Below are 24195 nucleotides of genomic sequence, written 5' to 3'. Positions count from 1 at the left end.
CCCCGCATTGAAAGGAACCTTACCGCCCATGAAGAAGCGTGCCAAGGCCTTGAACTTGTGACACGGCTTGTGACATAGACGTGTCACGGTGCCACAAACCGAGCGGGTATGGCGGAATTGGTAGACGCACCAGATTTAGGTTCTGGCGTGAAAACGTGGGGGTTCGAGTCCCTCTACCCGCACCACCATTTAGGAAGTCGATATGGGGCAATATCTGTCACCAGTTCTTTGGCTTCTGCTGGCCATCAGCGCATCGATGATTGCCCTTGGAAATGAAGACCCATTCGCACGGGACCTACTCTGCGGCTTTGGCGTGTGCCCTACCTCCGGTCACGCTTCCGCATGGAACAAGTTAGCCTACGACACCGGCGTGGGAGTTTTCCTGAGTCTTGTCTTCTATTGGCTACTGGTACGCGTTCCCGAGATGCAGAAACGGAAGCGGCTGAAGAAGAGCCTCACAACCCAGTACCGAATGTTCAAACAGGACTGCCTAGCCACGATGGTCGGGGTGACCGTTGGTGCCTTCAAGATGGAAACCGTCCATCAACTGATGGGCCAGAACGAGTTTCGCGCTTTCTTCAACGCCCAAGCCACTCAGGATCAAAATCGGTGGGATGCGTTTCAGAACAAAATCCAACCCCATAACGTCTCCGATTTGATGATCGCGATGGAGGTCTTCAGGGATGAGATCGGTTACGTCCTGAATAATGTGGATATCGAGAGCGATGAGGCTTTCGACTTCTTCCAGCGATTGTTGGGAGCGATCCATTCCGTGGGAAGAAGCACCGTTGATCTGGATGACGGTGACAGGCTCAGCGGATTTCTTTGGCAAATGTTCTCAGGATGGGACCCAGTCAAGGGCTACAGAGATCACGACATCGTGGCTCGAATGATCGAGCAAATTTGACCGCCAATAACTTGTGACATGCCCTGTGGCATAGTCGTGGCACAGGGCACCTCAGCCAATCCCTGCACCTAGTCGACAGAAGCCAAAGCGTTGCGCTAACAATACGTTAGCGGCCTTTGTGTTGACAATCAGCTTCAAAGAAGTGGATTTAGGTTCCAGTGCCGAAAGGCGTGGGGGTTCGAGTCCCTTCATCCGCACCACCCTTCGCTCTTCGAGCTTGGGGTGGCAGGCCACTCGAAGCTCCTCCGAGCCTTGGCGCAGGAGATCATTGCCAAGGCCGTAGCGCGATCTAGTAAAGCGGCTCCTCGAACAGTGTCTTGTCGCCATCCATCAGCGCTTTGATCTGCGCCGTGCCGTTGGCCGCAATCGCCACGCGGATGCCGAACGGCCGCACCCGCATGTCGTTCTGGATCGCCATCCCCTCGCCTTCCGGCAGATAGAAGCGCTCGATGCCGTAATCCGGCGCGATCGTCGTTGCTCCCTGGCTGATATTCCAGCCCTCGGAGACGTGTCCGACGATATCGGCTTCATCGGATGCTGCCGGCGCCGGCGCTTGCCCGAACCAAGCCGCGGTCGACCCCCAATAGCCATCGGCGCCCTGCTTCAGCCTGACCACGATCGACGTTTCCTCGCTGGAAAGCTTGCCGGCCGGAATGTTGCCGATCAGTTTCACCGGTATGCGTGAAATGTCGTAGCCGAGCAGAATGTAGTCACCGCGCAAGAGATCGCGCGGATCGATCGGCTCGACCTTGAGCAGGACCTGCTTGCCATCGCGCAGGATCGCCGCGCGTCCGGCGATGATCCAGCTCAGAAAGCCGATCTGGACGAGCGCCAGGACCAGCGCCGAGATGATCAGTCTTTTGCCGGTCATCATGCCGCCGCTCCTGTCATGTTCGAGGCGTTCATGCGCCTTTCTATGCGGATGATAATGAAAGCAAGAACGGCGAGCAGCACCGCCGCCGCAAGGAAGAAGCCTGCCGTGTCGAGCATTGATTGCAGCATCACCACATAGATGATGGCGAGTTCGAAGGCGAAGCCCGCATAGGCAACCCAGCGCAGTCCCCGGCTCTCGCGGCCGCCCAGCACGATCGCCGCGATGATGCCGGCCAGCGCAACAGCCGAGGCAATGGCAAAGCCGCCATTGTAGCTGCTTTCATCCGCCAGTTCGAATTGGATCATCGCCAGGCCGGTGAGAAAGCCGATCAGCGCGTGCAAGGGCAACCTGCCGCCGAGTTGCAAAACCCTCTCGACCGGCCCGGCAGCAAAGATCGCAGCGGTAAAAAGCAGCACCGACGCGGCAACGAGCGGGATGGCGACTTGCAGCGTGTCGTATTCCATGGCCAACAGCACGAGGTAGAAAAGGACCGACAGGATGATCAGGTGGCGCGCCGCCTGGCTGCGCGTCCAGAACGAAACGGCGAACAGTATTAGCGCCATGACCACGAAGAGATGCGGAAATTCCGTGCGCCGGAAGTAGTCGAACCCTCTCAGGAACAGCCAGGCATCGGCGATGCCGACGGCAGCGACGGTCAGTGGGTTTGAGCGCAGCGCCACCGCCGCCAGCGCCGTGCCGGCCCCCCAGGTGATCAAGGCCGAGGCCTCGTCGCCCGACAAATGATACATCTGGCCGATCAGCGCGATCGAACCGCCGAATGCCGCCGCCGCGACGATCCACAGTGCTTCGCCGATCGCCGCATGGTCGCGCATCTTCAACACCGCGCCGCCGACATAGCCGGCAAGGATAACGGCAAAAAGTGCCGCGACCCGCACCAGCCGCGGGATGACTTCCCAGTTAGCGGCGATGAAGATCAGGATAGCCGCGCCGAACAGCAGCGCCGCCATCATCGCCAGGATCGAGCCGAAACTCAGCGATTTGCGTTCGTTTGCCTCGACGTCGCGCGTTAGAGCCTCGGCTGTCGGCGCGTCGATCAGGCCGGCCTGCTGCCATCGCGCGATATCCGACCTGACCCGTGACGAATAGCTCGCCATGCCCCTCCCCCTTTCCTTGGTTCTTTTAGCTCGTCCGGCCAAGCGTTTGACCTAACGGCATTTTCCGATCTGGGCGGAAAACTGGACGCGCGCTAATGCTGCATTGCACAATTTGCATTGCTGCCATGCACCAATAGCGCTTTCAAATCGATATGACCCCACCTATTTTCACGGTGCACACAAAGACGGAATGATCCGAAAGAAAGACGAAACGAGACTACCATGAACCTGATCCGCAACTATCGCAACTGGCGCCGCTATAGGGACACCGTGTCCGAGCTGAGCCGCCTGAGCACCCGTGAACTGACCGATCTCGGCATCAGCCGCAGCGACATTCACTACGTCGCCCGCAAGGCGGTCTAATCCTTCGGGCCGCAAATGGCCCGAACCAGTTTTGAAAAGAGAACGACAATGAACCTGATCCGCAACTATCGTAACTGGCGCGTCTACCGCGAGACGGTTACCGAGCTGGGTCGCCTGTCGAACCGCCAGCTCAACGATCTCGGCATCGTCCGCGACGAGATCAAGATGGTCGCTCGCAGGGCGATCTAACAACAAGAATTTCGCCAGGGTCGACCTCCTCCCCGACCCTGACGGATACGGTCAGCCTTCACCTCCTCCCGAGGGTTGACCACAAAAACGGCGCCCGCCGGACCTCCTCCCCCGGCGGGCGCTGTTTCTAAAAAGGGTTTCGCGCCCTTTCAAATGGCGAAAGGAATTTCGTCAAAGCCGACCTCCTCCCCGGCGATGACGAATACGGTCGATCTTCACCTCCTCCCGAGGATCGACCAACAAAACGACACCCGCCGGACCTCCTCCCCCGGCGGGTGTTGTTGTTTTGGGGCGGCTTCCCCCGTCAGCCATTCTCCCGCGTGGCAATTGCAATCCTTGCGCCAAGCGACTATTTCGGCGCTCATGGACAAGAACCCCATTCACGTTATCGGCGGCGGTCTCGCCGGCTCCGAAGCCGCCTGGCAGGCGGCCGAAGCCGGCGTTCCAGTTGTCCTGCATGAAATGCGTCCCGTCCGCGGTACCGACGCGCACAAGACCGACGGGCTGGCCGAGCTCGTCTGTTCCAACTCCTTCCGCTCCGACGATGCGCAAACCAATGCCGTCGGCCTGCTGCACGCCGAAATGCGGCTGGCCGGTTCGCTGATCATGAGCGCCGGCGACGCGCATCAGGTGCCGGCCGGCGGAGCGCTGGCCGTCGACCGCGACGGATTTTCCGAAGCGGTCACCAGAAAGCTCGAAGCGCACCCGCTCATCACCATTCGTCGCGAGGAAGTGCCCGGCCTGCCGTCGGCGGACTGGGACCAGGCGATCGTTGCCACCGGCCCGCTGACGGCGCCTTCGCTCGCCCAATCGATTGCGGAAGCAACCGGCGCCGACGCGCTCGCCTTTTTCGATGCCATCGCGCCGATCGTCCATTTCGACACGATCGACATGGATATCTGCTGGTTCCAGTCGCGCTACGACAAGGTCGGTCCCGGCGGCACCGGCAAGGATTACATCAACTGCCCGATGGACAAGGAGCAGTACCTTGCCTTCGTGCAGGCGCTGGTCGACGGCCAGAAGACCGAATTCAAGCAATGGGAAGGCACGCCCTATTTCGACGGCTGCCTGCCGATTGAGGTGATGGCCGAGCGCGGCGTCGAGACATTGCGCTACGGGCCGATGAAGCCGATGGGGCTGACCAATGCGCATAATCCGTCTGTAAAGGCGTATGCCGTCGTCCAGCTCCGGCAGGACAACGCGCTGGGTACGCTCTACAACATGGTCGGCTTCCAGACCAAGCTGAAGCACGCCGAGCAGGTGCGCATATTCCGCACCATCCCCGGGCTGGAACACGCCGAATTTGCCCGCCTAGGCGGCCTGCACCGCAACACCTACATCAATTCGCCGACGCTGCTCGACGCGTCGCTGCAGTTGAAGTCGCGGCCCGGCCTGCGCTTTGCCGGCCAGATCACTGGCTGCGAGGGCTACGTCGAGAGCGCCGCCATCGGCCTGCTCGCCGGGCGCTTTGCAGCCGCCGAAAGGCTTGGCCATGCGCCGTCGCTGCCGCCCTTGACCACCGCCTTCGGCGCCTTGCTCAACCACATCACCGGCGGCCATATCGTTTCAGACGATGAGCCGGGAAAGCGCTCCTTCCAGCCGATGAACGTCAATTTCGGCCTGTTCCCGCCGGTGGACGCGCCGAAGATCGAAGGCAAGCGGCTGCGTGGCAAGGACAAGACGGTCGCCAAGCGGCACGCGGTAACGTCGCGCGCGCTCGCCGCCTGCCGCGAATGGCTGGGGCTGCCTTCCCAGGCGGAAGCTGCGGAATAACGGTCGGGTTGGCTACGCGGCAGCCTTCATGCGACCGGCCAGCCCCGCGTCGCGCGCCGGAACAAGAGCCAATGCCGGCGCAGGACAGAGAGCCGCGCCACCTCCTTGACAGGCGAGCGGCGGGCGCGCTCCATCTTGTCGAGATAGGCGCCCGAAAGAGCCAGCGGCAGAAACGCCGGGCGCAGCGAAACCGGTAGAGCGGACGCCCCCTGCTCGAAGGCGGAAAGATGTTCCCGTGCCAGCGCGATTATCGCGGCAGCGGCGCGTTCCGCGCCCGGCCCGCCGTCACCTGTAACGAATTCTTGCGGCGAGGATCCCGCCGCCGCCAAAATATCGGCCGGCACAAAGCACTGTCCCCGCTCGCGATGTAGCGGCAGCAGAAGCAGCAGACCGGTCATCGCCTGCGCACAACCTGCCCTGCCGGCAAGCTCGGCAAAGCGCGGTGCTTCGACCGGATCGAGCACCATCGCCGCAAGCTGGATAAGTGCTGCGGCAGTCTCGCCGCAATAGCCTTCGAGGTCGCTGCGCGACGGCATCGGGTCGTCATAGAGATCGAAGATGCGCGCTTCGAGCATGTTCTCGAAAGCGGCCTTGGGCAGATGGTGGGCGGAAATAGTCGCCTTCAGCGCGTCCGCCACGGGATGGCCGACCTCAGCCCCATCCTCTTCGGCTGCGATGACGTCGCGCCACCATTGCAGCCGCACCTCGCCCGGCAGCGCCTCGTGGATGCGGTCGCGTATGCCGGCAATTTCGGCGTTGAAGGCATAGAGCGAAAACAGCGCGTCCCGCTTGTCTTCGGGCGCGTAGAGCGCGGTCAGGTAGCGGTCATGATCAGCGGCGCGCACCGTCTCCATGACGAGTTTGGTGTTTTCGGCCACGTCAGTCGACGGCGATGAGTGCTGCGGCCACCGCGCGGTCTTCAGCCAGCAGCACATTGTAGGTCCGCACAGCCGCCCCGGTCGACATCGGATCGGCGGAAATGCCGGCATCCTTCAGCGCGGCACGCAGCGCGGCCGGCAACGGCCTCAGATCCTTGCCGCTGCCGACCAGCAGGATCTCGACCTTGTCTGCCTCGTTGAACAGCTTGGCGAAATCCGCTGCCGTCAGCGCCAGCGGATCGGCCGGCTCCCAGCCATAGATGCCCGAAGGCAGGCACAGCAGCGAGCCGCGATGCGACATGTCGGCAAAGCGGAAACCGCCATTGCCGTAAGCCTCGACCGGTGCGCGGCCGGGGAAATGCGCCTCGCGGATGACGATGCCCTTGGCCACTTTTGAGGCAAGCCGTCAGGTGGCTATGGCTTTGCCGCCGCCCACCGGCTTTTCCTCGTCCGACGCTGTGGCCTGCGGCCGCAGCTTGAACAGGATAAGCAGTGGCGCGGCGATAAAGATCGACGAATAGGTGCCGAACACGACGCCGAACAGCATGGCCATGGTGAACGAGCGGATCACCTCGCCGCCGAACAGCACCAGCGCCAGCAGCGCCAGGATCGTCGTCACCGAGGTCAGCGTCGTCCTCGACAGCGTCTCGTTGATGGCGTTGTTCAGCAATTGCGGCAGCGGCATTCGCTTGTATTTTCGCAGATCCTCGCGAACGCGGTCATAGACGACGATCGTATCGTTGAGCGAATAACCGATGATGGTAAGGATCGCCGCCAGCGACGACTGGTTGAATTCGAGGCCGGTGAGGACGAAGAAGCCGATCGTCATGACCACGTCGTGAACGGTCGCAACAATGGCGCCGACCGCGAACTGCCATTCGAAGCGGAACCAGACATAGATCAGAATGCCGAGCAGCGCGACCAGCATGGCAATGGTGCCTTGCTTGGCAAGCTCGCCCGAGACCGTCGGCCCGACCACTTCGACGCGGCGGAAATCATACTGGTCCTGCAGCTCGCCGCGCACCTTGTCGATGACGGTCTGCTCGGCGTTCTCGCCACCCTCCTGGGTACCGACGCGGATCAGCACGTCGTTCGGCTCGCCGAACTGCTGAACCTGCACCTCGCCGATATTGAGTTCCGTCAGCCTGCCGCGGATGTCAGCCAGATCGGCATTGCCGGCCTTGGACTGCACCTCGATCAGCGAGCCGCCCTTGAAATCGATGCCGTAATTGATGTCGATGGTCATGAAGCCGATGACCGACAGCACCGAAAGCACGCTGGACAGTGTGAACGTCCAGCGGCGGATGCCCATGAACGGAATTTTCGTTCCCGGCGGAATGAAGGTCACCGGCGCCCGTGGCAACTCCTTCGGACGGGCCCGGCGAAGCCAGATCGACACCAGCAGGCGGGTGAAGGTGAAGGCGGTGAAGACCGTGGTCAGGATGCCGATGGCATAGGTGACGGCAAAACCCTTCACTGGCCCGGTGCCGAGGTAGAACAGCACCACGGTGGCAATCAGCGAAGTGACGTTGGAATCGACGATGGTCGCCAGCGCCTTGCTGAAGCCGGTATCGATCGCCTGGATCACCGAGCGGCCGGCACGTCGCTCCTCGCGAATACGCTCATAGATCAGCACGTTCGAATCGACCGCCATGCCGATGGTCAGCACGATACCGGCGATACCCGGCAAGGTCAGCGTCGCGCCAAGCAGCGACAGCAGCCCGACGATCATCGCGACATGCACCGCCAGCGCGATGTTGGCGAGGAAGCCGAGGAAACCGTAGGCGACGAACATGAACGCCACCACCAGGATCGAGCCGATGATGCCGGCGACCTTGCCGGCATGGATGGAGTCCTGGCCGAGGCCAGGGCCAACCGTGCGCTCCTCGATCACGGTGAGGGTCGCCGGCAAGGCGCCGGCGCGCAGCAGCACGGCGAGATCGTTGGCGCTCTCGGCAGTGAAATTCCCCGATATCTGGCCGGAACCGCCAGGGATCGGTTCGTTGATCCGCGGCGCCGAAATCACCTGATTGTCGAGGATGATGGCAAACAGCTTGCCGACATTCTGCGCTGTCGCCTGGCCGAACCGCTGCGCCCCCTTGGAATCGAAGCGGAACGAAACCACCGGCTCATTGGTCTGCGAGTTGAACGTCGCCTGGGCATCGACGAGGTTTTCACCCGAAACGATGACGCGGTTCTCGATCAGATACGGAACCGGCGGATCGTCCTGCGAATACAGCACCGAGGATCCCGGCGGCGGACGGCCGTTCAGCGCATCCTGCACCGGCATCGATTGGTCGACCATCTGGAAGGTCAGCTTGGCGGTCTGGCCGAGAATTTCCTTCAGCCGTTGCGGGTCCTGCAAACCAGGCACCTGCACAAGGATGCGGTCGTCGCCTTGCCGCTGCACGATCGGCTCGGTCGTTCCCAGTTCGTTGACACGACGGCTGACAACCTCGATCGACTGGGTCAGCGCCGTCGACGTACGGTATTTGATGCCGGCATCGGTGACGGTGAATTTAAGCAGGCCGGCCTCGGAATCATCCAGGGTCATCTCCTGGATGGAGCCGCCGCTGAACAGGCCGGCCGCCACCGGATTGGTCAATGGCTTCAGTGCGTTCTTGGCGGCGTCGATCTGTGCGGGATCGGTGATGCGGACCTGCACCGTGCGCCCCGACCCGGCAAGGCCGGTATAGCCGATCTTGGCATCGCGCAGCAGCGTCCTGATTTCGTCGCGCGTCGTCTCCAGCCGATCCTTGATCAGATCGTTCGGATCCATCCTGAGCAGGATGTGCGAGCCGCCCTGCAGGTCGAGGCCGAGCGTCATCTGCCGCTTCGGCACCCAGTCGGGAAGCTTGGCCAGCGTGCTGGCGGAAAAAAGGTTGGGCGCAGCGAGGACCACTGTGGCGGCCACGGCCAGCCAGATCAGGATCATCTTGAAGCGCGAAAAATAAAGCATATGGCGTCGTCCGTCAGGGCGTACTGGCGGATCGTTCCGCCGACAATTCGGTTATTTCTTGGCGTTCTGGTTCGCCACCGGCTCGCCCTTGACGCGCACATCGGCAATCGTCGAGCGCAGCGCCGTCACCTTGGTGCCGCCGCCAAGGTCGATCTCGAGCTCGTTGTCGTCAATCACCTTGGTCACCTTACCGACCAAGCCGCCGCCGGTGACGACGGTATCGCCGCGGCGAACCGCCGCCAGCATCTCGCCGCGCTTCTTCAGCTGCGTGCGCTGCGGCCGGATGATCAGAAAATACATGATCACAAAAATCAGAGCAAACGGCACGATCTGGATAAACATTGCGGACGAGTCCCCGCCGATGCCTTGGGCGTATGCCGGTGTCACGAACATCGAGGTACTCCTGAATTTTAAAAACAGCCGCCTTAACCGTTCTGGGAATTTGACGGCCCCGCCAAATTTGGCCGGAATATAGTCGGTAACGTTGCCAATGCAACTGCGCCGCCGGGCAAATCGGCTGCTTTTCCGGCCTGGTGAGCCGTGTTAGAGGATGATCCCCAAAAGCGACGCTCGGTTTCCGCAAAAGATCATGCCCGAACAAATGCTTGGGACGAGTTTCGAAACCGCTGAAATCAGGTAGGTTGGCCTGCCGCACCATCCTGAACGCGAGACAAAAAAGACAAGAGATGACGGACAGCACCATCGATACCCTGAGCCAGAAGCTCGACCGCCTGATCGAGGCGGTCGCCCGCCTCGCCCCGCCGCCGGTGCCGCAAACCGACCTGGGCGAGGCCGATTGCTTCGTCTGGCAGGCCGATCCCGGCTATCTGGAGCCGGTGCTCAAGGTCAACCGCGTCGACATCGGCCTGATCCGCGGGGTCGACCGCGTCCGCGACATATTGGTCGACAACACCGAGCGCTTCGCGTCAGGCTATGCCGCCAACAACGTGCTGTTGTGGGGCGCGCGCGGCATGGGCAAATCGTCGCTGGTCAAGGCGGTGCACGCCGCGGTCAACGCTTCGGCCAAGCTCGATCTGCCGCTCAAGCTTATCGAGATCCATCGCGAAGACATCGACACGCTGCCGAAGCTGATGGGCCTGCTGAAGGCAGCACCCTTCCGCTTCATCCTGTTCTGCGACGACCTGTCATTCGACCATGACGACACGTCCTATAAATCGCTGAAGGCAGCGCTTGAGGGCGGCGTCGAGGGCCGCCCGGCCAACGTCATCTTCTACGCCACCTCGAACCGGCGGCATCTGTTGCCGCGCGACATGATCGACAATGAGCGCTCGACGGCGATCAATCCGTCAGAAGCGGTCGAGGAAAAGGTTTCGCTGTCGGACCGTTTCGGCCTGTGGCTTGGCTTCCACAAATGTTCGCAGGACGAATATCTCGATATGATCGACGGCTATGTCCGCCATCACGATCTCGCCATCGATCCCGAGATGCTGCGCGCCGAGGCGCTGGAATGGGCGACGACGCGCGGCAGCCGTTCGGGCCGCGTCGCCTGGCAGTTCACCCAGGATCTGGCAGGCCGGCTCGGCAAGCCGCTCAAGGATTAGCCGCTCAACGACTAACAACAAAAGAAGCCCGCACCTTGCGGAGCGGACTTCCTCGGCGGGCTGAAGGTCAGGTGGCCCGCAAATCGCTTTCGTCTTCTATTCGAGATAGGTCGAAGGATCGACCGGCGCCGAGTTCTTGCGCACTTCGAAATGCAGTTTCGGCGAGTCGGTGGTGCCGCTCATGCCGGACAGGGCGATTTCCTGGCCGCGCTTGACCTTCTGGCCGCGCTGCACCTCGATCGAGCTGGTGTGGCCGTAGACGGTGACCAGACCGTTTTCGTGCCGTACCAGCACCGTGTTGCCGAATTCCTTGAGGCCGTCACCGGCATAGATGACGACGCCGTTTTCAGCTGCCTTGACCGGCGTCCCCTCGGGCACGGCAATGTCGACGCCGTCCTTGCCGCCGCCGAAGCTTGAGATCACGCGGCCGCGCACCGGCCAGCGCATCTTGCCGATGCCCGTTGCGTCCGGCGCCACCGCATCGTCGTCCTCGGCCTGCTGGATGACTTTCGCGTCCTTCTTTGGCGGCGTGTAGGAGGCGAGCGTCTGCGTCGGCGTGGCCTTGGCAGGCGGCTGGGTGGTGGCCGTCGTCACCGGATCGACCTTTGCCGGCTTCGCGCCGGCGACGACAGCGGTTCCGCCTGCCGGCACTTTCAGGGTCTGGCCGATCTTGAGCAGTCCATCCTGCATGCCGTTCGCCTGCTTCAACGCGACGACGCCGACGCCGGTCTTTCTGGCGATGGCCGACAGCGTATCGCCTTGCTGAACCGTGTAGGTGCCGCCGGCACCGGCTGGCTTGGCCGTCGCCGAAGCCACTTTGGGCGCGGTCTTTCCATCCTTCGGCTGGCTCGCCGCAGCCGAGGCGTCCACCTGCGCGGCAGACTTGCCTTCCCTGAGCTTCGGTTGCTGCGGCAGCACGGCCACCTTCTCCGGCGCGTCGGCCGGCTGGTCGTGCCTGGTGCCGTTCGCGGGCTTGGCGTCGGCGACTTTTGGCGCGGCTCCGTTGCTCGAGTAAGCATAGGCCGGGATGACGAGCTTCTGGCCGGTCTTCAGCCCTTTGGTTGCGCTCAGCCCGTTGACTTTCATGATGGCATCCGCCGGCACGCCGTAGCGCCGCGACAGGCCGGAAATGGTCTCGCCATCCTTGACGATGATCTCGGTTGCATGCGGTGCGCCGGCGGCCGTCGCCATGCGCGGCGCGTCGGGCTCGGCGTTCTTGAACGGCCTTGCCGCCGGAGCAACGGTGCCGGTTGCCGTCCTGTCGACATGAGGAGCGGCAGGCGCCAGGGCCGGCGCGGCAGCGGTACGCACCGGGCGGGCGGCAGGGGCCAGGGCGGGAGCCGGCGGCGGCAGTTGCTGTGCCGTAACCGGTTCGAGGCTTGAGCGGCTGACCGACTGGGTGTGGCTGCCGTCGATCGGGGCGGCCGCAACATCGCCCGGATAAGGCTGGGCAGCATCCTGCTTGTCGATGATGGCGCGCTGGTTGTTGGTCGAGGCGGTGAACACGTCGTCGACGCTGTTGAACCGCGCCACTTGGGAACTACACCCCGTCGCAGCGCCTGCGATCATGAGGACGGCGCAGCCACGCGCCAGATTGCGTCCGTTTGCCTTCAAAACACTGAATTGCATCGCACTAACCCGCACAGACCCGGTACAACTGAGTGTGATTAAAGCGCGTTAATGTTACCGGTCGGTTAAACCTGTAGAATCAGACGCAAATTTTCTTAAAATATTCGAGGATCGAGCGCCGGGTGTGTCGAGATTCAGGTCAGGCGGAGCCGAAAATGGTGGGTTCCGAGAACCGGAGCGGAGCGTACTTTTGGGTACGTGAGCACCGGCCTACCCCGGCCATAGCTTTAACTGCCGCGACCTCTTATGAATGCTTCGGCCGGCGAAGGCCGGAAGCGGAGGAAGCCGCCATTTTGCAGGCCGGCCTCACCTGAATATCGACACAGTCTAGATCACCGCGGCGACACCGTGCAGGATCGGCTGCAGGCGCACCAGGCCGATATCCTCGCGTTCGAAGCGGCTGCCGACCTTGGTCAGCTTGGCCAGCACCTGCTCGCCTTCGTCGGGTCCGATCGGCGCGATGACGATGCCGCCGCTCGACAATTGGTCGAGCAGGAAGCGCGGTAGGCTGTCGAAGGCCGCCCAGGCGACGATGCGGTCGAACGGCGCTTCGTTGGCCAGCCCGTTGGAACCGTCCGCCTGGCGCACGATGACATTGCCGATGGCGAGCGCCTCGAGCCGCTGCCGGGCCTGTTCGGCCAGCGTCTTGTAACGGTCGATAGTGACGATCCGCGCGGCAAGCCGCGACATCACCGCCGCCGTGTAGCCGGATCCGGTGCCGATCTCGAGCACCCGGTTGCCCGGCTCGATGGCAAGTGCCGCGATCACCGCCGCCTGCAGGTCGGCGCCTTCGATGGCCTCGCCGCATTCGATCGGCAGCATACGGTCCGACCAGGCTATCGAGTGGAAATGCGGAGACAGAAAGCCGCGCCGCGGCGTCGCCTCGAAGGCGGCGATAAGCGCCTTCGGCACCGTCCCCCTGCCGCGCAGGCGAAGCAGGAAGGCAGCGAAACCTTCGCGCTCGTCGACCGTTGCAGCGTGGTTCAAGTTCATGCGAGCGCCTTGGCCAGTTGATCGCGGATTTCATGCGCGGTGAGATCGAGCTGCAGCGGCGTCACCGACACCAGCCGATTGCGCAAGGCATGGAGGTCGGTGCCTTGCTTGCCCTCGACTGGCTCGCGGCCGAAGCGCAGCCAGTAGTAAGGCAGGCCGCGCCCGTCGCGCCGCTCGTCGACCCACAGGCTGTGGACCAGCTTGCCCTGCGAAGTGACTACAGTTCCGGCGATCTCTTCCGGCGCACAGTTCGGAAAATTGACATTGAGCAGCACGTCATCCCGCAACGGCACGGCGACGAGCTTTGCGAGCAGGGCCGGCGCCAGCGCTTCGGTGGTCTCGTAAGGAACGACGCGGTCCTCGCCGACATAGGAATAGGCCTGGCTGATGGCGATCGATCGCACGCCGAGCAGCGCGCCTTCCATGGCGCCGGCGACCGTGCCCGAATAGGTGACGTCGTCGGCGATGTTGGCGCCGGAATTGACGCCTGACAGGATCAGGTCAGGGGCTTCGGGCAGGATCTTCTTCACGCCCATGATGACACAGTCGGTCGGCGTTCCGCGCACCGCAAAGTGCTTTTCGCCGATTTTCCTGAGCCGCAGCGGCTCCGAGATCGACAGCGAATGCGCATAGCCGGACTGATCCTGTTCCGGTGCCACCACCCAGACGTCGTCCGACAGCGTACGCGCGATGCGTTCGAGTGATGCAAGGCCCTCGGCATGGATGCCGTCGTCGTTGGTCAGAAGGATGCGCATTATTTCGATTCGATCTTTTCCAGACCGCCCATGTAAGGCCGAAGCGCTTCAGGAATGGTTACGCTGCCGTCCTCGTTCTGATAATTTTCGATGACGGCAATGAGCGCACGGCCGACGGCGGTGCCGGAGCCGTTCAGCGTGTGGACGAAGCGGTTGCCCTTGCCGTCCTTGTCCTTGTAGCGGGCGTCCATGCGCCGCGCCTGGAAATCGCCGCATACCGAGCACGACGAGATCTCGCGATAGGCGTTCTGGCCGGGCAGCCAGACCTCGATATCGTAGGTCTTGCGCGCGCCAAAGCCCATATCGCCTGTGCACAGCGTCATGGTGCGGAACGGCAGGCCGAGCCGTTTCAGCACCTCCTCGGCGCAGGCGGTCATCCGCTCGTGCTCGGCAACCGAAGTCTCCTGGTCGGTGATCGAGACCAGCTCGACCTTGTAGAACTGGTGCTGGCGCAGCATGCCGCGCGTATCGCGCCCGGCCGAGCCCGCCTCGGAGCGGAAGCACGGCGTCAGCGCCGTATAGCGCAGCGGCAGTTTTTCGTGCGGCGTGATCTCGTCGCGAACGAGATTGGTGAGCGGCACTTCGGCGGTTGGGATTAGGCCAAGCCTGCCGTCCCCGTGCCGAACGAAGAATAAATCCTCCTCGAATTTCGGCAGTTGCCCGGTCCCGAAAAGCACCTCGTCGCGCACCATCAACGGCGGCTGGATCTCTCCATAGCCGTGCTCGGTGGTGTGCAGATCCAGCATGAACTGGCCGAGCGCGCGTTCCATCCGCGCTAGGCCGCTTTTGAGCACGGTGAAGCGCGAGCCGGAAAGCCGTGCTGCCCGCTCGAAATCCATCATGCCGAGCGCTTCGCCGATCTCGAAATGCTCCTTCACCCAGTTCGGCCGCGTCGGCACCTTGCCGACGACGCGTTTGACGACGTTGTCGTGCTCGTCCTTGCCGACCGGCACGTCGTCGAACGGCACGTTTGGCAGCACTGCCAACGCATCGTTCAGCGCCTTGTCGAGCTCGCGCTCGCGCGCCTCGCCATTCTGGATGAAGGCCTTGATCTCGCCGACCTCGGCCTTCAGCCTTTCGGCAAGAGCTGCATCGCCCGAGCGCATGGCATTGCCGATCTCCTTCGATGCGGCGTTGCGGCGTTCCTGCCTGGTCTGCAGCTCGGTCAGATGCTCGCGCCGCGCCTCATCCGCGGCGATCAGGTCGTCGACCGTGGACTGCGCATCCCCGGCCGACCACGAGCGCTTCTGGAGCGCCTCGACAAGGGCCTTCGGGTTGTCGCGAATCCATTTGATGTCAAGCATGGTCTGTTCGTCCTCGGCACGGCGGTTTCGGGGCAAGGAAATGCCCAAAACAAAGACCAGAGGGCGTAAACCGCATCCCTGATCGATGCAAGATGTCAAGCCGAGTTCCTTCGCGCCCCCCTCTGTCCTGCCGGACATCTCCCCCTCAAGGGGGGAGATCGGCAGCTTCGCCGACGGCTTGCTTTTTCAGCGCCGGAGATCTGCGAAAGCCGCGATGACGGCCGATCTCCCCCCTTGAGGGGGAGATGTCCGGCAGGACAGAGGGGGGCGCTGTCCCGCCGACATTGATGTCGGCAGCACTCGCAACATTTGGTCGAAAGGAATCTGAACCAAAAAAACCCGCCTCAGTGGGCGGGTCGTCGGCGCCGAATCAGCACCATACCCAAATTAATAGCATAGCTGCCGGCACAAAGCAAGAACAAAGTTGCTATGGCCGGCAAAAAATGCTGCCCGTTTCAACCGAACCTACGTCGAAGACGCGTCCGCCGGCTTTTCGGCCACCTCTTCGGTGGCGTCCTGCTTTTCGCGGGCCACACGGTCGCGCTCCTTGCTGCGTTCGATCAGCCGGGCCGACCAGATCGAGACCTCGTAGAGCAGGATCGTCGGAATGGCGAGGCCGATCTGGCTCATCGGGTCGGGCGGCGTCAGCACCGCCGCCACCACAAAGGCGATGACGATCGCCCATTTGCGCTTCTCGGCCAGGGCCGTTGACGACAGCATGCCGACCCGCGTCATCAGGCTTGTCACCACCGGCAGCTGGAACACCAGGCCGAAGGAGAAGATCAGCGTCATGATCAGACTGAGATATTCGGACACTTTCGGCAGCAGCGAAATCTGCACCTGGTCGTTGGTGCCGGTCTGCTGCATGGCGAGGAAGAACCACATCACCATCGGCGTGAAGAAGAAATAGACCAGCGATGCGCCCATCAGGAACAGGATCGGCGAGGCGATCAGGAACGGCAGGAAGGCGTTGCGCTCGTTTTTGTAGAGGCCGGGCGCGATGAATTTGTAGATCTGCGTGGCGATCAGCGGAAAGGCGATGACCATGCCGCCGAACATGGCGAGCTTGACCTGGGTAAAGAAGAACTCCTGTGGCGCCGTATAGATCAGCTCGACCTTGTGCGGGTCGAGCCCGGCCCACTGGGTCGCCCATCTGAACGGAATGACCAGAAGGTTGAACAGCCGCTTGGCGAAAAAGAAGCAGACCAGGAAGGCAACAAAAAAACCGCCGATCGACCAGATCAGCCGCCGGCGCAACTCGATCAGGTGCTCCATCAGCGGAGCCGACGATTTCTCGATTTCGTCCTTATCCTTATCCGAAGTGCTCACTTTGCGGCTCCCGCCGTTTTCCTGGCGGCCGGCTTCTTCGTTGCTGACGCCGGCTTCTTCGCTGCTGACGACTGCGCTTTTTGCTCAGCTTTTGCGGCAGCCTTTGGCGCAGCAGTCTTTGCCGGCTTGGCCGGGACGGCGGCCGCGGCTTTCGCGGGCGCTGGCTTCTTCTTTGCCGCAGGTGCTTTTTTCGGCACGGCCGCTGCAGCCGTTTGCGCCTGCACTGCCGGCGCTACGACGGACTCGTCCGTCATCGCCGGAAAGATCGGCGTGGCCGGCGTCGGCTCCGGCGGGCTGACGCCCGGCATCGTCGTTGCGCCGTTCTTAAGCGGCTCGGCCGCCTGCTCCGTCGAAGCGGCGGCATCGACGGCCGGCTTGGGTTTCATCACTGCGTCGACGCCGGAACGGACGTCGGCGGCGGCCTGCTCGAATGGATTGAGCTGCTTCCTGATCTCGGCGGCCGGATTGAGGCTTCTCAGCGAATCGACCGACTTCTTGACGTCGTCGAGCTCGGCTTCCTTCAACGCATCGTTGAACTGCCGCTGGAAATCGGACGCCATGGCGCGCAGCTTCGCCGTCGTGCGGCCGAAGGTGCGCAGCATGTTGGGCAAATCCTTGGGCCCGACGACCACGATCATGACGATCGCGATCACCAGCATCTCGGTCCAGCCGACTTCGAACATGGCTATACGTTCCGACTAAAGTTTGGGCTCAGCTTTTGCTGGCCTTTTCCTTCGGTACCGAAACGGTTTCGTCGGCACGGTGTTCAACGGTACGCTTGTCCTCGGCAGTCTCGTCGTCCGCCATGCCCTTCTTGAAGCTCTTGATGCCCTTGGCCATGTCGCCCATCAACTCGGGGATCTTGCCGCGGCCGAACACCAGCAGCACGATCACCAGAACGATCATCCAGTGCCAAATCGAAAATGAACCCATAGCAAATCTCTCTCGAACGGTTTCCCAGACGCTGATCTATGCGCTTTCGGGTTCGGATTCAAACAGAACTGCGACAGAGTTCATGAATGAGTCGCCGAAGTCACGCACTTTCGGAACGGCGGCCCGCTACCAATCGGCGCAGTTCCATCCTGCCTGTGGCTTTAAGATGGCGCTCGGCTCAATCTTCCGTGACGCGCGGCGTCAAAAGGCCGAGTTCTTCGAGGTCGATGTCGGTCAGCGGATCCTCGTCGTCGGTGAGCGCATCGGCGTCGGCCGGCGGCAGCGGCACCGAGAAATTCGACGGCATGCGGCCGGACAGCAGCCCGGCACCCTTCAATTCCTCCATGCCGGGGAGATCACGTATCTCCTCCAGTGCGAAATGGTCGAGGAAAATGTCGGTCGTGCCATAAGTGACGGGACGGCCGGGCGTGCGGCGCCGGCCGCGCATCCTCACCCATTCGGTCTCCATCAGCGTGTCGAGCGTCCCCTTTGACGTCTCGACACCGCGGATGTCCTCGATCTCGGCGCGCGTTACCGGCTGGTGGTAGGCGATGATCGCCAGCACTTCGAGGGCGGCGCGGGACAGCTTGCGCTGCTGCACCGTGTCACGGCTCATCAGGAAGGCGAGGTCGCCGGCGGTGCGAAACGCCCAGGCATCGCCGACGCGCACCAGATTGACGCCGCGCCGCGCATAGATCTGCTGCAGTTCGGCCATTGCCGCGGCAATGTTGATGCCGTCGGGCAGTCGCGAAGTGAGCTGTTTTTCGCTGACCGGCTCGGCGCTGGCGAATACGATCGCCTCGGCCATCCGTACGGCCTCCGCCATATGCAGCCGCTCGCCAGGATTCCGCGACAAATTCTGCCCCTGATTTTGTGCCGGGTTTTCGGCGACCGCGCCTTGCTCGGCGTCGTCGTCGACCTTGAACGGAATGACCGAAGCGTTGGCGCGTTCGTTCATGGTGTTACCTCGACTATCTTGATGGCCTGGGCGCGGCCGCGCAGATAAAGCGGCGCGAACACCTGGTCCTGCCGCATTTCCATCTTGCCTTCGCGCACCAGTTCCAGCGTCGCCGCAAACGAGCTGGCAACCGCGGTGCGCCGCTCTTCCGGGCCGGCCAGATATTCGACCAGGAAACTGTCGAGCGCCGTCCAGTCGCGCAGCGACCCGATCAGCCTGGTCAGCACGTCGCGCGCATCCTTGAGCGACCACACGCCGCGCCTGGCGATCGTCACATTGGTGATCGCCTGCTTCTGGCGCTGCTGGGCATAGGCGGTCAACAGGTCGTAGAGCGAGGCCGAATAGGCATTGCGCTTCTCGACGATAACCATTTCCGGCATGCCGCGTGCAAACACGTCGCGTCCGAGCCGGTTGCGGTTGACCAGCCGTGCCGCCGCGTCGCGCATCGCCTCCAGCCGCTTCAGCCGGAACTGCAGCACCGCCGCCAGTTCCTCGCCGCTTTCGCCTTCGTCGCCGGGCTGCTTGGGGATCAGGAGCTTCGACTTGAGAAACGCCAGCCACGCCGCCATCACCAGATAGTCGGCGGCAAGCTCCAGTCTCAGCGCCCTCACCTTCTCGACGAAGGCCAGATACTGTTCGGCCAGCGCCAGGATCGAGATGCGCGACAGGTCGACCTTCTGATTGCGGGCAAGATGCAGCAGAAGATCGAGAGGACCTTCGAAGCCGGCCACATCGACGACCAACGCCGGATCGCCGGTCAGCCGGGAATCGTCGTTCTCGGCCCACAAGCGGTCCATCGGTGCGGCCTTGCCGGCCTTCAGGTCCAATGTTTCCGCCACTTCGCTTCCTTTGATGCTAGGCCACCGCGTCGAAATAACTGGCAAATTCGGTCCGAATCTCGGTCTCGTCCGCCACGTCACGGTTCCTGATATAGGTCAGCGCCCGCTCCGCGCGTTCAAACGACTTGCCTTCCAGCCCGGTCGTGCGCGATGCAATGCCGGCCATCTCCTCGAACACGCCGTTGCAGTGAAGGACCAGATCGCAGCCCGCCGCAAGGATAGCGGCCGCCTTTGACGGGAAATCCCCAGAAAGTGCCTTCATCGAGGTGTCGTCGCTCATCAACAGCCCGTCGAAGCCGATTTCGTCGCGGATGATCTTTTCGATGACCTTGCCGGATGTGGTGGCCGGGTTCTTCGGGTCGATCGCGCTATAGACGACATGCGCCGTCATCGCCATCGGCAAATGGTTGAGCTCCCTGAACGGGGCAAAATCATGCCGCTGCAAGTCGCCGATCGAGGCGTCGACGGTCGGCAGTTCGAAATGCGTATCGGCGAAGGCCCTTCCATGACCGGGAATATGCTTCATCACCGGCAGCACGCCGCCCGCCATCAGGCCTTCCGCCGCGGCGCGACCCAATTCGATGACGGCGCGCGGCTCCTTTCCATAGGCGCGCGCGCCGATGACGTCGCTGGCGCCCTCGATCGGCACGTCGAGCACCGGCAGGCAATCCGCCGTGATTCCGTAGCGCAGCAGGTCGAAGGCATGCAGCCGCGCCATCAGCCATGCGGCACGGGTGCCGGCGTCATGGTCGTCGCGCCACAAGGCGCCGAGTGCACCGGCAGCCGGATAGTTCGGCGCCAGCGGCGGCCGCAGGCGCTGCACCCGGCCGCCCTCCTGGTCGATGAACACCGGCGCATCCGCACGCCCGACGCAGTCGCGCATCGCGGCGACCAGATCGCGGATCTGCTCGGTCTCGCCGATATTGCGCGCAAACAGGATGAAGCCCCACGGGCATTCGTTGCGATAGAAACGGATCTCGTCGCGGGTCAGTGATTTCCCGGCGCAGCCGAGGATCATGGATTTTGATTCGGTCATGCGGAACAGTTTAGAGCTTCGCGCCGACAAAGGGAATCGCCCGCAATTGCCTTCAGAGGTTTCCGTTCACGCAAAAAAGCCGGCGCGGACGCCGGCTTTTCGAGAGGTTTTGGTGCCTAGTGGGACACGAAGCAATTGCCGCCGGCAGCCTTGTAGCTGGTGCACAGTTTGATCGCCTCGTTGCGAGACTGCGCCGGAACGCGGACGCGGTAGAAGGTGCCCTTGCCGGCGATCTCGGCCTTGACGATGTTGGCGGTGCGGCCGGAAAGCACGCTGCCGTAGCGGCGCTGCAGATCCTGGTAAGTCGCCTGGGCGCTTTCGACTGTCGGCTGCGAAGCGATCTGTATCGACCACGAACCAGCCCCGGCCGCGGCCGGATCGATGGAAGCGACCTGATCGGGCTTGACCTCGCCAACCACATCGACCGGCTGGTCGGACGGGCGCTGCGGCGCCACCGGAACCGTGGCCGGGGTGCTGGCGGACTGCTTGCTGGCTGACGCCTGGGCCTTGGCTTCAGCCTTTGTGTCGGGCTTGGGCGCCGGCTGCAGCTTGGAGGTTTCGGCCTGATCGCCGCTCGCCTGGTCGCCACTCGGCTGGTCATCAATCTTCGGATCGCTTGTTATTTGGTCGATCAGGGGCACGGTGCCGGTCTGCGCGGCGGCGTCGGCCTGGGCCGACGGAGCCACGTGCTGCGGCGCCGGATCGGCCGGCTCGGCAGCAGCCATCTGCGGGGCGGCAGGCGCCGGATCCTCGCGCGCCACCAGCGAGCCGTCAGGTTTCACGACCATCGTCCGTACCTTGCGCGGCGCAACGGCGACGATCTCGGGGGTTGCACCCTTCTCGGCCTCCTGCAGAACCTGCGCGATGCGATCCTCGGACTTGGGCGCCGGTGCGGCGGCGGTTTCGGCAGCGCCAGCCGCACTGGCGCCAAGCGTGCTGGAGTCAGACGCGCTGGTGCCGGGCGCATTGGTGCCAGACCCGCCGGTGTCGGACGCCGCGGTGCCGGGCGCGTCGATATCGTCCGCGGCATCGGGGTCATTGGGCGAAAGATCGACGACGCGGCTCTCCGGTTCGTTGGCCTTCAGGTCCACAGGCTCTTCGGTGTTGGTGACCAGCTTCTGCTGAACCGGCTCGGCGGGCTTGGTGCCCTTGACCACAGCGTCATAAACCTTGTTGTCCTGGTTCGGCACGACGGTGCCGCCTGGATTTTCCGGCTTGATCTTGATCGGCCTGTTGTCGGCCTTGACGATAACCGGCGCATCGCCGCCGCTCTTGCCGCCGAGGGTCAACGCAAAGGCGCCAAGGCCTCCGGCGATCGCCACGGCGCCGACCACCGCACCTATCAGCAGCCCACGCCGGCGCGGCTGCCTTTCGGCCCCGCGTTCGGCAAGGCCCGGAACCGACATCTCCTCGTCCAGTTCGGGATCGTAGTCGAGCTCATCGAAGGTGAAATCGTCGGCCTGCGAAACCGGCTGGCCACCGGGCAATGGGCCCAGATCGAAACCGTCCGCTGCATCGGCATAGGAAGCGGCTGCCGCGCTGACGGGCGCTTCCGCAGGCTTGGCGCCATAGGCGCGCGTCTCGCTACGATCTTGCTTATACCCAGACACGAAGCCGGCATCGTATTCATCGTCATAGCCAGCACTGCGCACCGGGGCAGGCGCTATATCCGTTGCATTCATTTCGGTGAGAAGGCTGGCAAAATCGGCATCGAGATCGTCGTAGGCGGGCGCCACCGGCTCGTCATCGTCGAAGTTGAGCTCCGGAATGTCGAGATCGTCCGCCAGCGCCACGACGCGCTCGGGTACGTCGACCGTCTCGACATCGGGCATCTCGTCATAGGCGGAAGGCTGTTGATGCGAGGTTGGTGCAGCTTCCACGTAGGCGGGCCGATCTTCATAGGATGACCTATCTTCACGGGATGCCTGGCCTTCATAGGACGGCCTCTCTTCGACCGGTGCGGCCCGATAGGACGGCGTTGCAGCCGGCTGCGGCGGTGGTGCCGGACGCGCCGAAGCCACCGGCTGGCTTGCAAAAGCGGGTTGAGGCTGTGCGACCGGTGTCACGCGGCTCCACGAGCGGGCCGGCTCGGGCGGTGTGGCGCGTGTCGTCAGCCAGTTCAGCGCATCGAGCGGGTCTTCCTCGGCAGCAGCTGCCGCACTCTTGTCGGCCGAGTCGTGATCCAGGCCGATATTCCTGGCGAAGTCGGCATCGAGCGCATCGCTGTCGAGATCATCCGCGGGTCCGGCAGCGGCTTCAACACCGAAATCCTCGCCTTCAAGCTCATCGAGGAGGACACTGCCGAGATCGGCGTCATCGGCGGCACTGGACTGCTGCGGCTCAGCGGGCTCGTGCTCGTCGAGTTCCCAATCCAGCTCGTCGACAGCATGCACCGGCTCGTTGGCGACGTCTTTGACCGCCGCCATTGGCTGTTCAGCGGCCACTGCTGGCTTCTGAATTACCGGCGCGATAGGCTGCTGAACAGCCATCACGGGCTTCTGGGCAGTCTGCGGGCTTGTCTGAGGTTCGTTGACCACTTGTGCCGGCCGTGTGCTCATCGCACCGAGCAGCGCGTTCAGTTCGTCTTCCAGGCTGCGTTCCTCAGCCACTGGGGCCGTCGGGACGACAGCGGCCGGCGCCGCTGGTTCGGCCGCAACCTGCGCCACGGGCTCTTCGGCTTCCTCGGCAGGCGCATCGTCGAAGCTCAGATCGAAATCGTCGTCGAACGCCGCTTCAGCGGCCGTGCCGGAAAGCCGGGCGGCCTCTGGCTCTTCGATCGACTGCTCTTCGATAAACTCTGGTTCTTCGATTTCGGCAGGCCCGTCCGAGCGAACGTCGAAGTCCATCTCGACATCGGCCATGGCATCATCGAAATGGCCGGCAAGATCCTCATCGGCCGAAACCGCATCAACCGGCGATGCCGGGGCGGCGACGTTTTCCGCCGGCTCATGCTCGTCGAACATCAGCTCGTCTTCGAGCGAGCTTGCAACGGCATCGTCGAACTCGTCATCGAACGCAGGCGCGGCCGCTTGCGCGGCGGTTTCAACGGCGACGGTCTGCTCCATCGGCTCATGCTCTTCGAGCATCAGCTCGTCTTCGAGCGAACTTGCCACGGCGCTGTCGAACTCATCGTCGAAGGCGGGCTCGTCGACCGGCTCGATCGCCTCGGCTGCGGCCCTGGGTTCATCCTCGCCGGTCACCGCGATCTTGGCCGTCACATCGTCGTGCCGAAAATCCTGGTCGAGCGAGGCGGCAAGTTCGTCGTCACTCGAAAGGTCGTCCTCGAACGGCGACACGTCTTCGAGCGAGCCGGCGATGCCGTTATCGAACTCGTCGTCGAGCTCCGGCTCGACGGAGGGAGCGAACGCCCTTTCGGGGGCGGAGGCAATTTCGTCGGCGGCAACAGGAGCGGCCGCAACAGGAGCAGCATCATCCGCCGCACTGTCGTCGAACGCGAAATCCTGTTCGAACGAGGCAGCAAGCGCGTCCTCCATTTCGTCGGCGGCGGCCGGTTCGGGTGTCGGCTCGCGAAGCTTGGCAGGGGAAGCATTGTCATTGGCGTCGGCGCCGAATTCGCCCATCAACTCCTTCTCGAGATCGATCTCGAAATCGCCCTCGTCCACCGACGGTTCGGCGGCAGCGGTTTTCGGCTGTGCCGGCGTTTGCGGTTTGACCGGCTGGCGCGGGTCGAACCCCATGATCCTGGTCAGTTCCGCGAACGGATCATCGTTGGCGATGTCGTTGTGGTCGGCTGCTCTCAGCTGGGTTCTGTCTGCCATTATTGTTCCCGAACTCGCAC

22 protein-coding genes and 1 tRNA gene are annotated in these 24195 nt (G+C 63.1%); 6 read left to right on the top strand and 17 right to left on the bottom strand.

Annotated features, from left to right (window positions below; translation table 11 throughout):
• Positions 1-102: 102 nt before the first annotated feature.
• Both NKH33_RS09450 and NKH33_RS09445 read left to right on the top strand, forming a co-directional pair.
• Positions 103-185, top strand: a tRNA-Leu gene (locus tag NKH33_RS09450).
• Positions 186-202: 17 nt separating this feature from the next.
• On the top strand, positions 203-907 hold the full coding sequence (locus NKH33_RS09445; RefSeq protein WP_352919065.1) for a hypothetical protein: 705 nt from the start codon (positions 203-205) through the stop codon (positions 905-907).
• A gap of 289 nt (positions 908-1196) precedes the next feature.
• Here NKH33_RS09445 and NKH33_RS09440 read toward each other — a convergent pair whose 3' ends face one another.
• Together NKH33_RS09440 and NKH33_RS09435 are read right to left on the bottom strand one after the other, a co-directional pair.
• Positions 1197-1781 carry a GDYXXLXY domain-containing protein gene (locus NKH33_RS09440; protein ID WP_352850152.1) on the bottom strand — a complete coding sequence of 195 codons (585 nt, stop codon included), beginning with the start codon at positions 1779-1781 and terminating at the stop codon, positions 1197-1199.
• Positions 1778-2896 carry a DUF2157 domain-containing protein gene (locus NKH33_RS09435; RefSeq protein WP_352919064.1) on the bottom strand — a complete coding sequence of 373 codons (1119 nt, stop codon included), beginning with the start codon at positions 2894-2896 and terminating at the stop codon, positions 1778-1780. The genes NKH33_RS09440 and NKH33_RS09435 overlap by 4 nt, the downstream gene beginning before the upstream one ends.
• Positions 2897-3118: 222 nt before the next feature.
• On the opposite strand from NKH33_RS09435, the gene NKH33_RS09430 reads away from it, so the two are divergent.
• The 3 genes from NKH33_RS09430 (at position 3119) to trmFO (ending at position 5221) form a co-directional block, all read left to right on the top strand.
• Positions 3119-3259: a DUF1127 domain-containing protein gene (locus NKH33_RS09430; RefSeq protein ID WP_091596947.1), complete on the top strand. Its 141-nt coding sequence runs from the start codon at positions 3119-3121 to the stop codon at positions 3257-3259.
• 48 nt (positions 3260-3307) lie between these two features.
• Positions 3308-3448 carry a DUF1127 domain-containing protein gene (locus NKH33_RS09425; RefSeq protein ID WP_023678914.1) on the top strand — a complete coding sequence of 47 codons (141 nt, stop codon included), beginning with the start codon at positions 3308-3310 and terminating at the stop codon, positions 3446-3448.
• A 363-nt stretch (positions 3449-3811) separates the two neighbouring features.
• Positions 3812-5221, top strand: coding sequence for a methylenetetrahydrofolate--tRNA-(uracil(54)-C(5))-methyltransferase (FADH(2)-oxidizing) TrmFO (gene trmFO / locus NKH33_RS09420; RefSeq protein WP_352500862.1), 1410 nt, complete (start codon positions 3812-3814; stop codon positions 5219-5221).
• A 26-nt stretch (positions 5222-5247) separates the two neighbouring features.
• Here trmFO and NKH33_RS09415 read toward each other — a convergent pair whose 3' ends face one another.
• From NKH33_RS09415 to yajC, 4 genes are read right to left on the bottom strand one after another with little or no spacing between them, the layout of a single operon-like run.
• On the bottom strand, positions 5248-6075 hold the full coding sequence (locus tag NKH33_RS09415) for a phytoene/squalene synthase family protein (RefSeq protein WP_502895719.1): 828 nt from the start codon (positions 6073-6075) through the stop codon (positions 5248-5250).
• A 25-nt stretch (positions 6076-6100) separates the two neighbouring features.
• On the bottom strand, positions 6101-6490 hold the full coding sequence (locus NKH33_RS09410) for an Mth938-like domain-containing protein (RefSeq protein WP_352470434.1): 390 nt from the start codon (positions 6488-6490) through the stop codon (positions 6101-6103).
• A gap of 15 nt (positions 6491-6505) precedes the next feature.
• Positions 6506-9058: a protein translocase subunit SecDF gene (gene secDF / locus NKH33_RS09405; protein WP_352919062.1), complete on the bottom strand. Its 2553-nt coding sequence runs from the start codon at positions 9056-9058 to the stop codon at positions 6506-6508.
• A gap of 51 nt (positions 9059-9109) precedes the next feature.
• Positions 9110-9451: a preprotein translocase subunit YajC gene (gene yajC, locus NKH33_RS09400; RefSeq protein WP_352451381.1), complete on the bottom strand. Its 342-nt coding sequence runs from the start codon at positions 9449-9451 to the stop codon at positions 9110-9112.
• A gap of 293 nt (positions 9452-9744) precedes the next feature.
• On the opposite strand from yajC, the gene NKH33_RS09395 reads away from it, so the two are divergent.
• Positions 9745-10620, top strand: a complete 876-nt coding sequence (locus tag NKH33_RS09395; protein ID WP_352539745.1) for an ATP-binding protein — start codon at positions 9745-9747, stop codon at positions 10618-10620.
• Positions 10621-10716: 96 nt separating this feature from the next.
• Here the strand turns inward: NKH33_RS09395 and NKH33_RS09390 are convergent, their stop codons facing one another.
• The 11 genes from NKH33_RS09390 to NKH33_RS09340 all read right to left on the bottom strand — a co-directional run bounded on the left by NKH33_RS09390 (position 10717) and on the right by NKH33_RS09340 (position 24175).
• On the bottom strand, positions 10717-12249 hold the full coding sequence (locus tag NKH33_RS09390) for a peptidoglycan DD-metalloendopeptidase family protein (RefSeq protein WP_352919060.1): 1533 nt from the start codon (positions 12247-12249) through the stop codon (positions 10717-10719).
• A 327-nt stretch (positions 12250-12576) separates the two neighbouring features.
• Positions 12577-13242 (bottom strand): protein-L-isoaspartate(D-aspartate) O-methyltransferase, encoded by a 666-nt coding sequence (locus NKH33_RS09385; protein WP_352500868.1) that lies wholly within the window; start codon positions 13240-13242, stop codon positions 12577-12579.
• Positions 13239-13997, bottom strand: coding sequence for a 5'/3'-nucleotidase SurE (surE, locus tag NKH33_RS09380; protein WP_352919058.1), 759 nt, complete (start codon positions 13995-13997; stop codon positions 13239-13241). The genes NKH33_RS09385 and surE overlap by 4 nt, the downstream gene beginning before the upstream one ends.
• Positions 13997-15301 carry a serine--tRNA ligase gene (gene serS, locus NKH33_RS09375; protein ID WP_352919056.1) on the bottom strand — a complete coding sequence of 435 codons (1305 nt, stop codon included), beginning with the start codon at positions 15299-15301 and terminating at the stop codon, positions 13997-13999. The genes surE and serS overlap by 1 nt, the downstream gene beginning before the upstream one ends.
• A gap of 465 nt (positions 15302-15766) precedes the next feature.
• Complete coding sequence (tatC, locus tag NKH33_RS09370; protein WP_352919054.1) at positions 15767-16630, bottom strand: twin-arginine translocase subunit TatC; 864 nt, start codon at positions 16628-16630, stop codon at positions 15767-15769.
• Positions 16627-17313 carry a Sec-independent protein translocase protein TatB gene (tatB, locus tag NKH33_RS09365; protein ID WP_352470423.1) on the bottom strand — a complete coding sequence of 229 codons (687 nt, stop codon included), beginning with the start codon at positions 17311-17313 and terminating at the stop codon, positions 16627-16629. The genes tatC and tatB overlap by 4 nt, the downstream gene beginning before the upstream one ends.
• A gap of 28 nt (positions 17314-17341) precedes the next feature.
• Positions 17342-17563 (bottom strand): twin-arginine translocase TatA/TatE family subunit, encoded by a 222-nt coding sequence (locus NKH33_RS09360; RefSeq protein WP_352490594.1) that lies wholly within the window; start codon positions 17561-17563, stop codon positions 17342-17344.
• A gap of 178 nt (positions 17564-17741) precedes the next feature.
• Positions 17742-18521 carry an SMC-Scp complex subunit ScpB gene (scpB, locus tag NKH33_RS09355; protein WP_352500872.1) on the bottom strand — a complete coding sequence of 260 codons (780 nt, stop codon included), beginning with the start codon at positions 18519-18521 and terminating at the stop codon, positions 17742-17744.
• Positions 18518-19318, bottom strand: a complete 801-nt coding sequence (locus NKH33_RS09350; protein ID WP_023678931.1) for a segregation and condensation protein A — start codon at positions 19316-19318, stop codon at positions 18518-18520. Before NKH33_RS09350 ends, scpB begins: the two co-directional genes overlap by 4 nt.
• A 58-nt stretch (positions 19319-19376) precedes the next feature.
• Positions 19377-20396, bottom strand: coding sequence for a beta-N-acetylhexosaminidase (gene nagZ, locus NKH33_RS09345; protein ID WP_352539739.1), 1020 nt, complete (start codon positions 20394-20396; stop codon positions 19377-19379).
• A gap of 116 nt (positions 20397-20512) precedes the next feature.
• Positions 20513-24175: an SPOR domain-containing protein gene (locus NKH33_RS09340; RefSeq protein ID WP_352831526.1), complete on the bottom strand. Its 3663-nt coding sequence runs from the start codon at positions 24173-24175 to the stop codon at positions 20513-20515.
• Positions 24176-24195 lie beyond the last annotated feature (20 nt).

Source organism: Mesorhizobium sp. M1182 (assembly GCF_040318335.1).
Lineage (GTDB): Bacteria > Pseudomonadota > Alphaproteobacteria > Rhizobiales > Rhizobiaceae > Mesorhizobium.
Note: the sequence above shows the minus strand (reverse complement) of the source record. Positions and strands in the feature narration are given on the sequence as shown.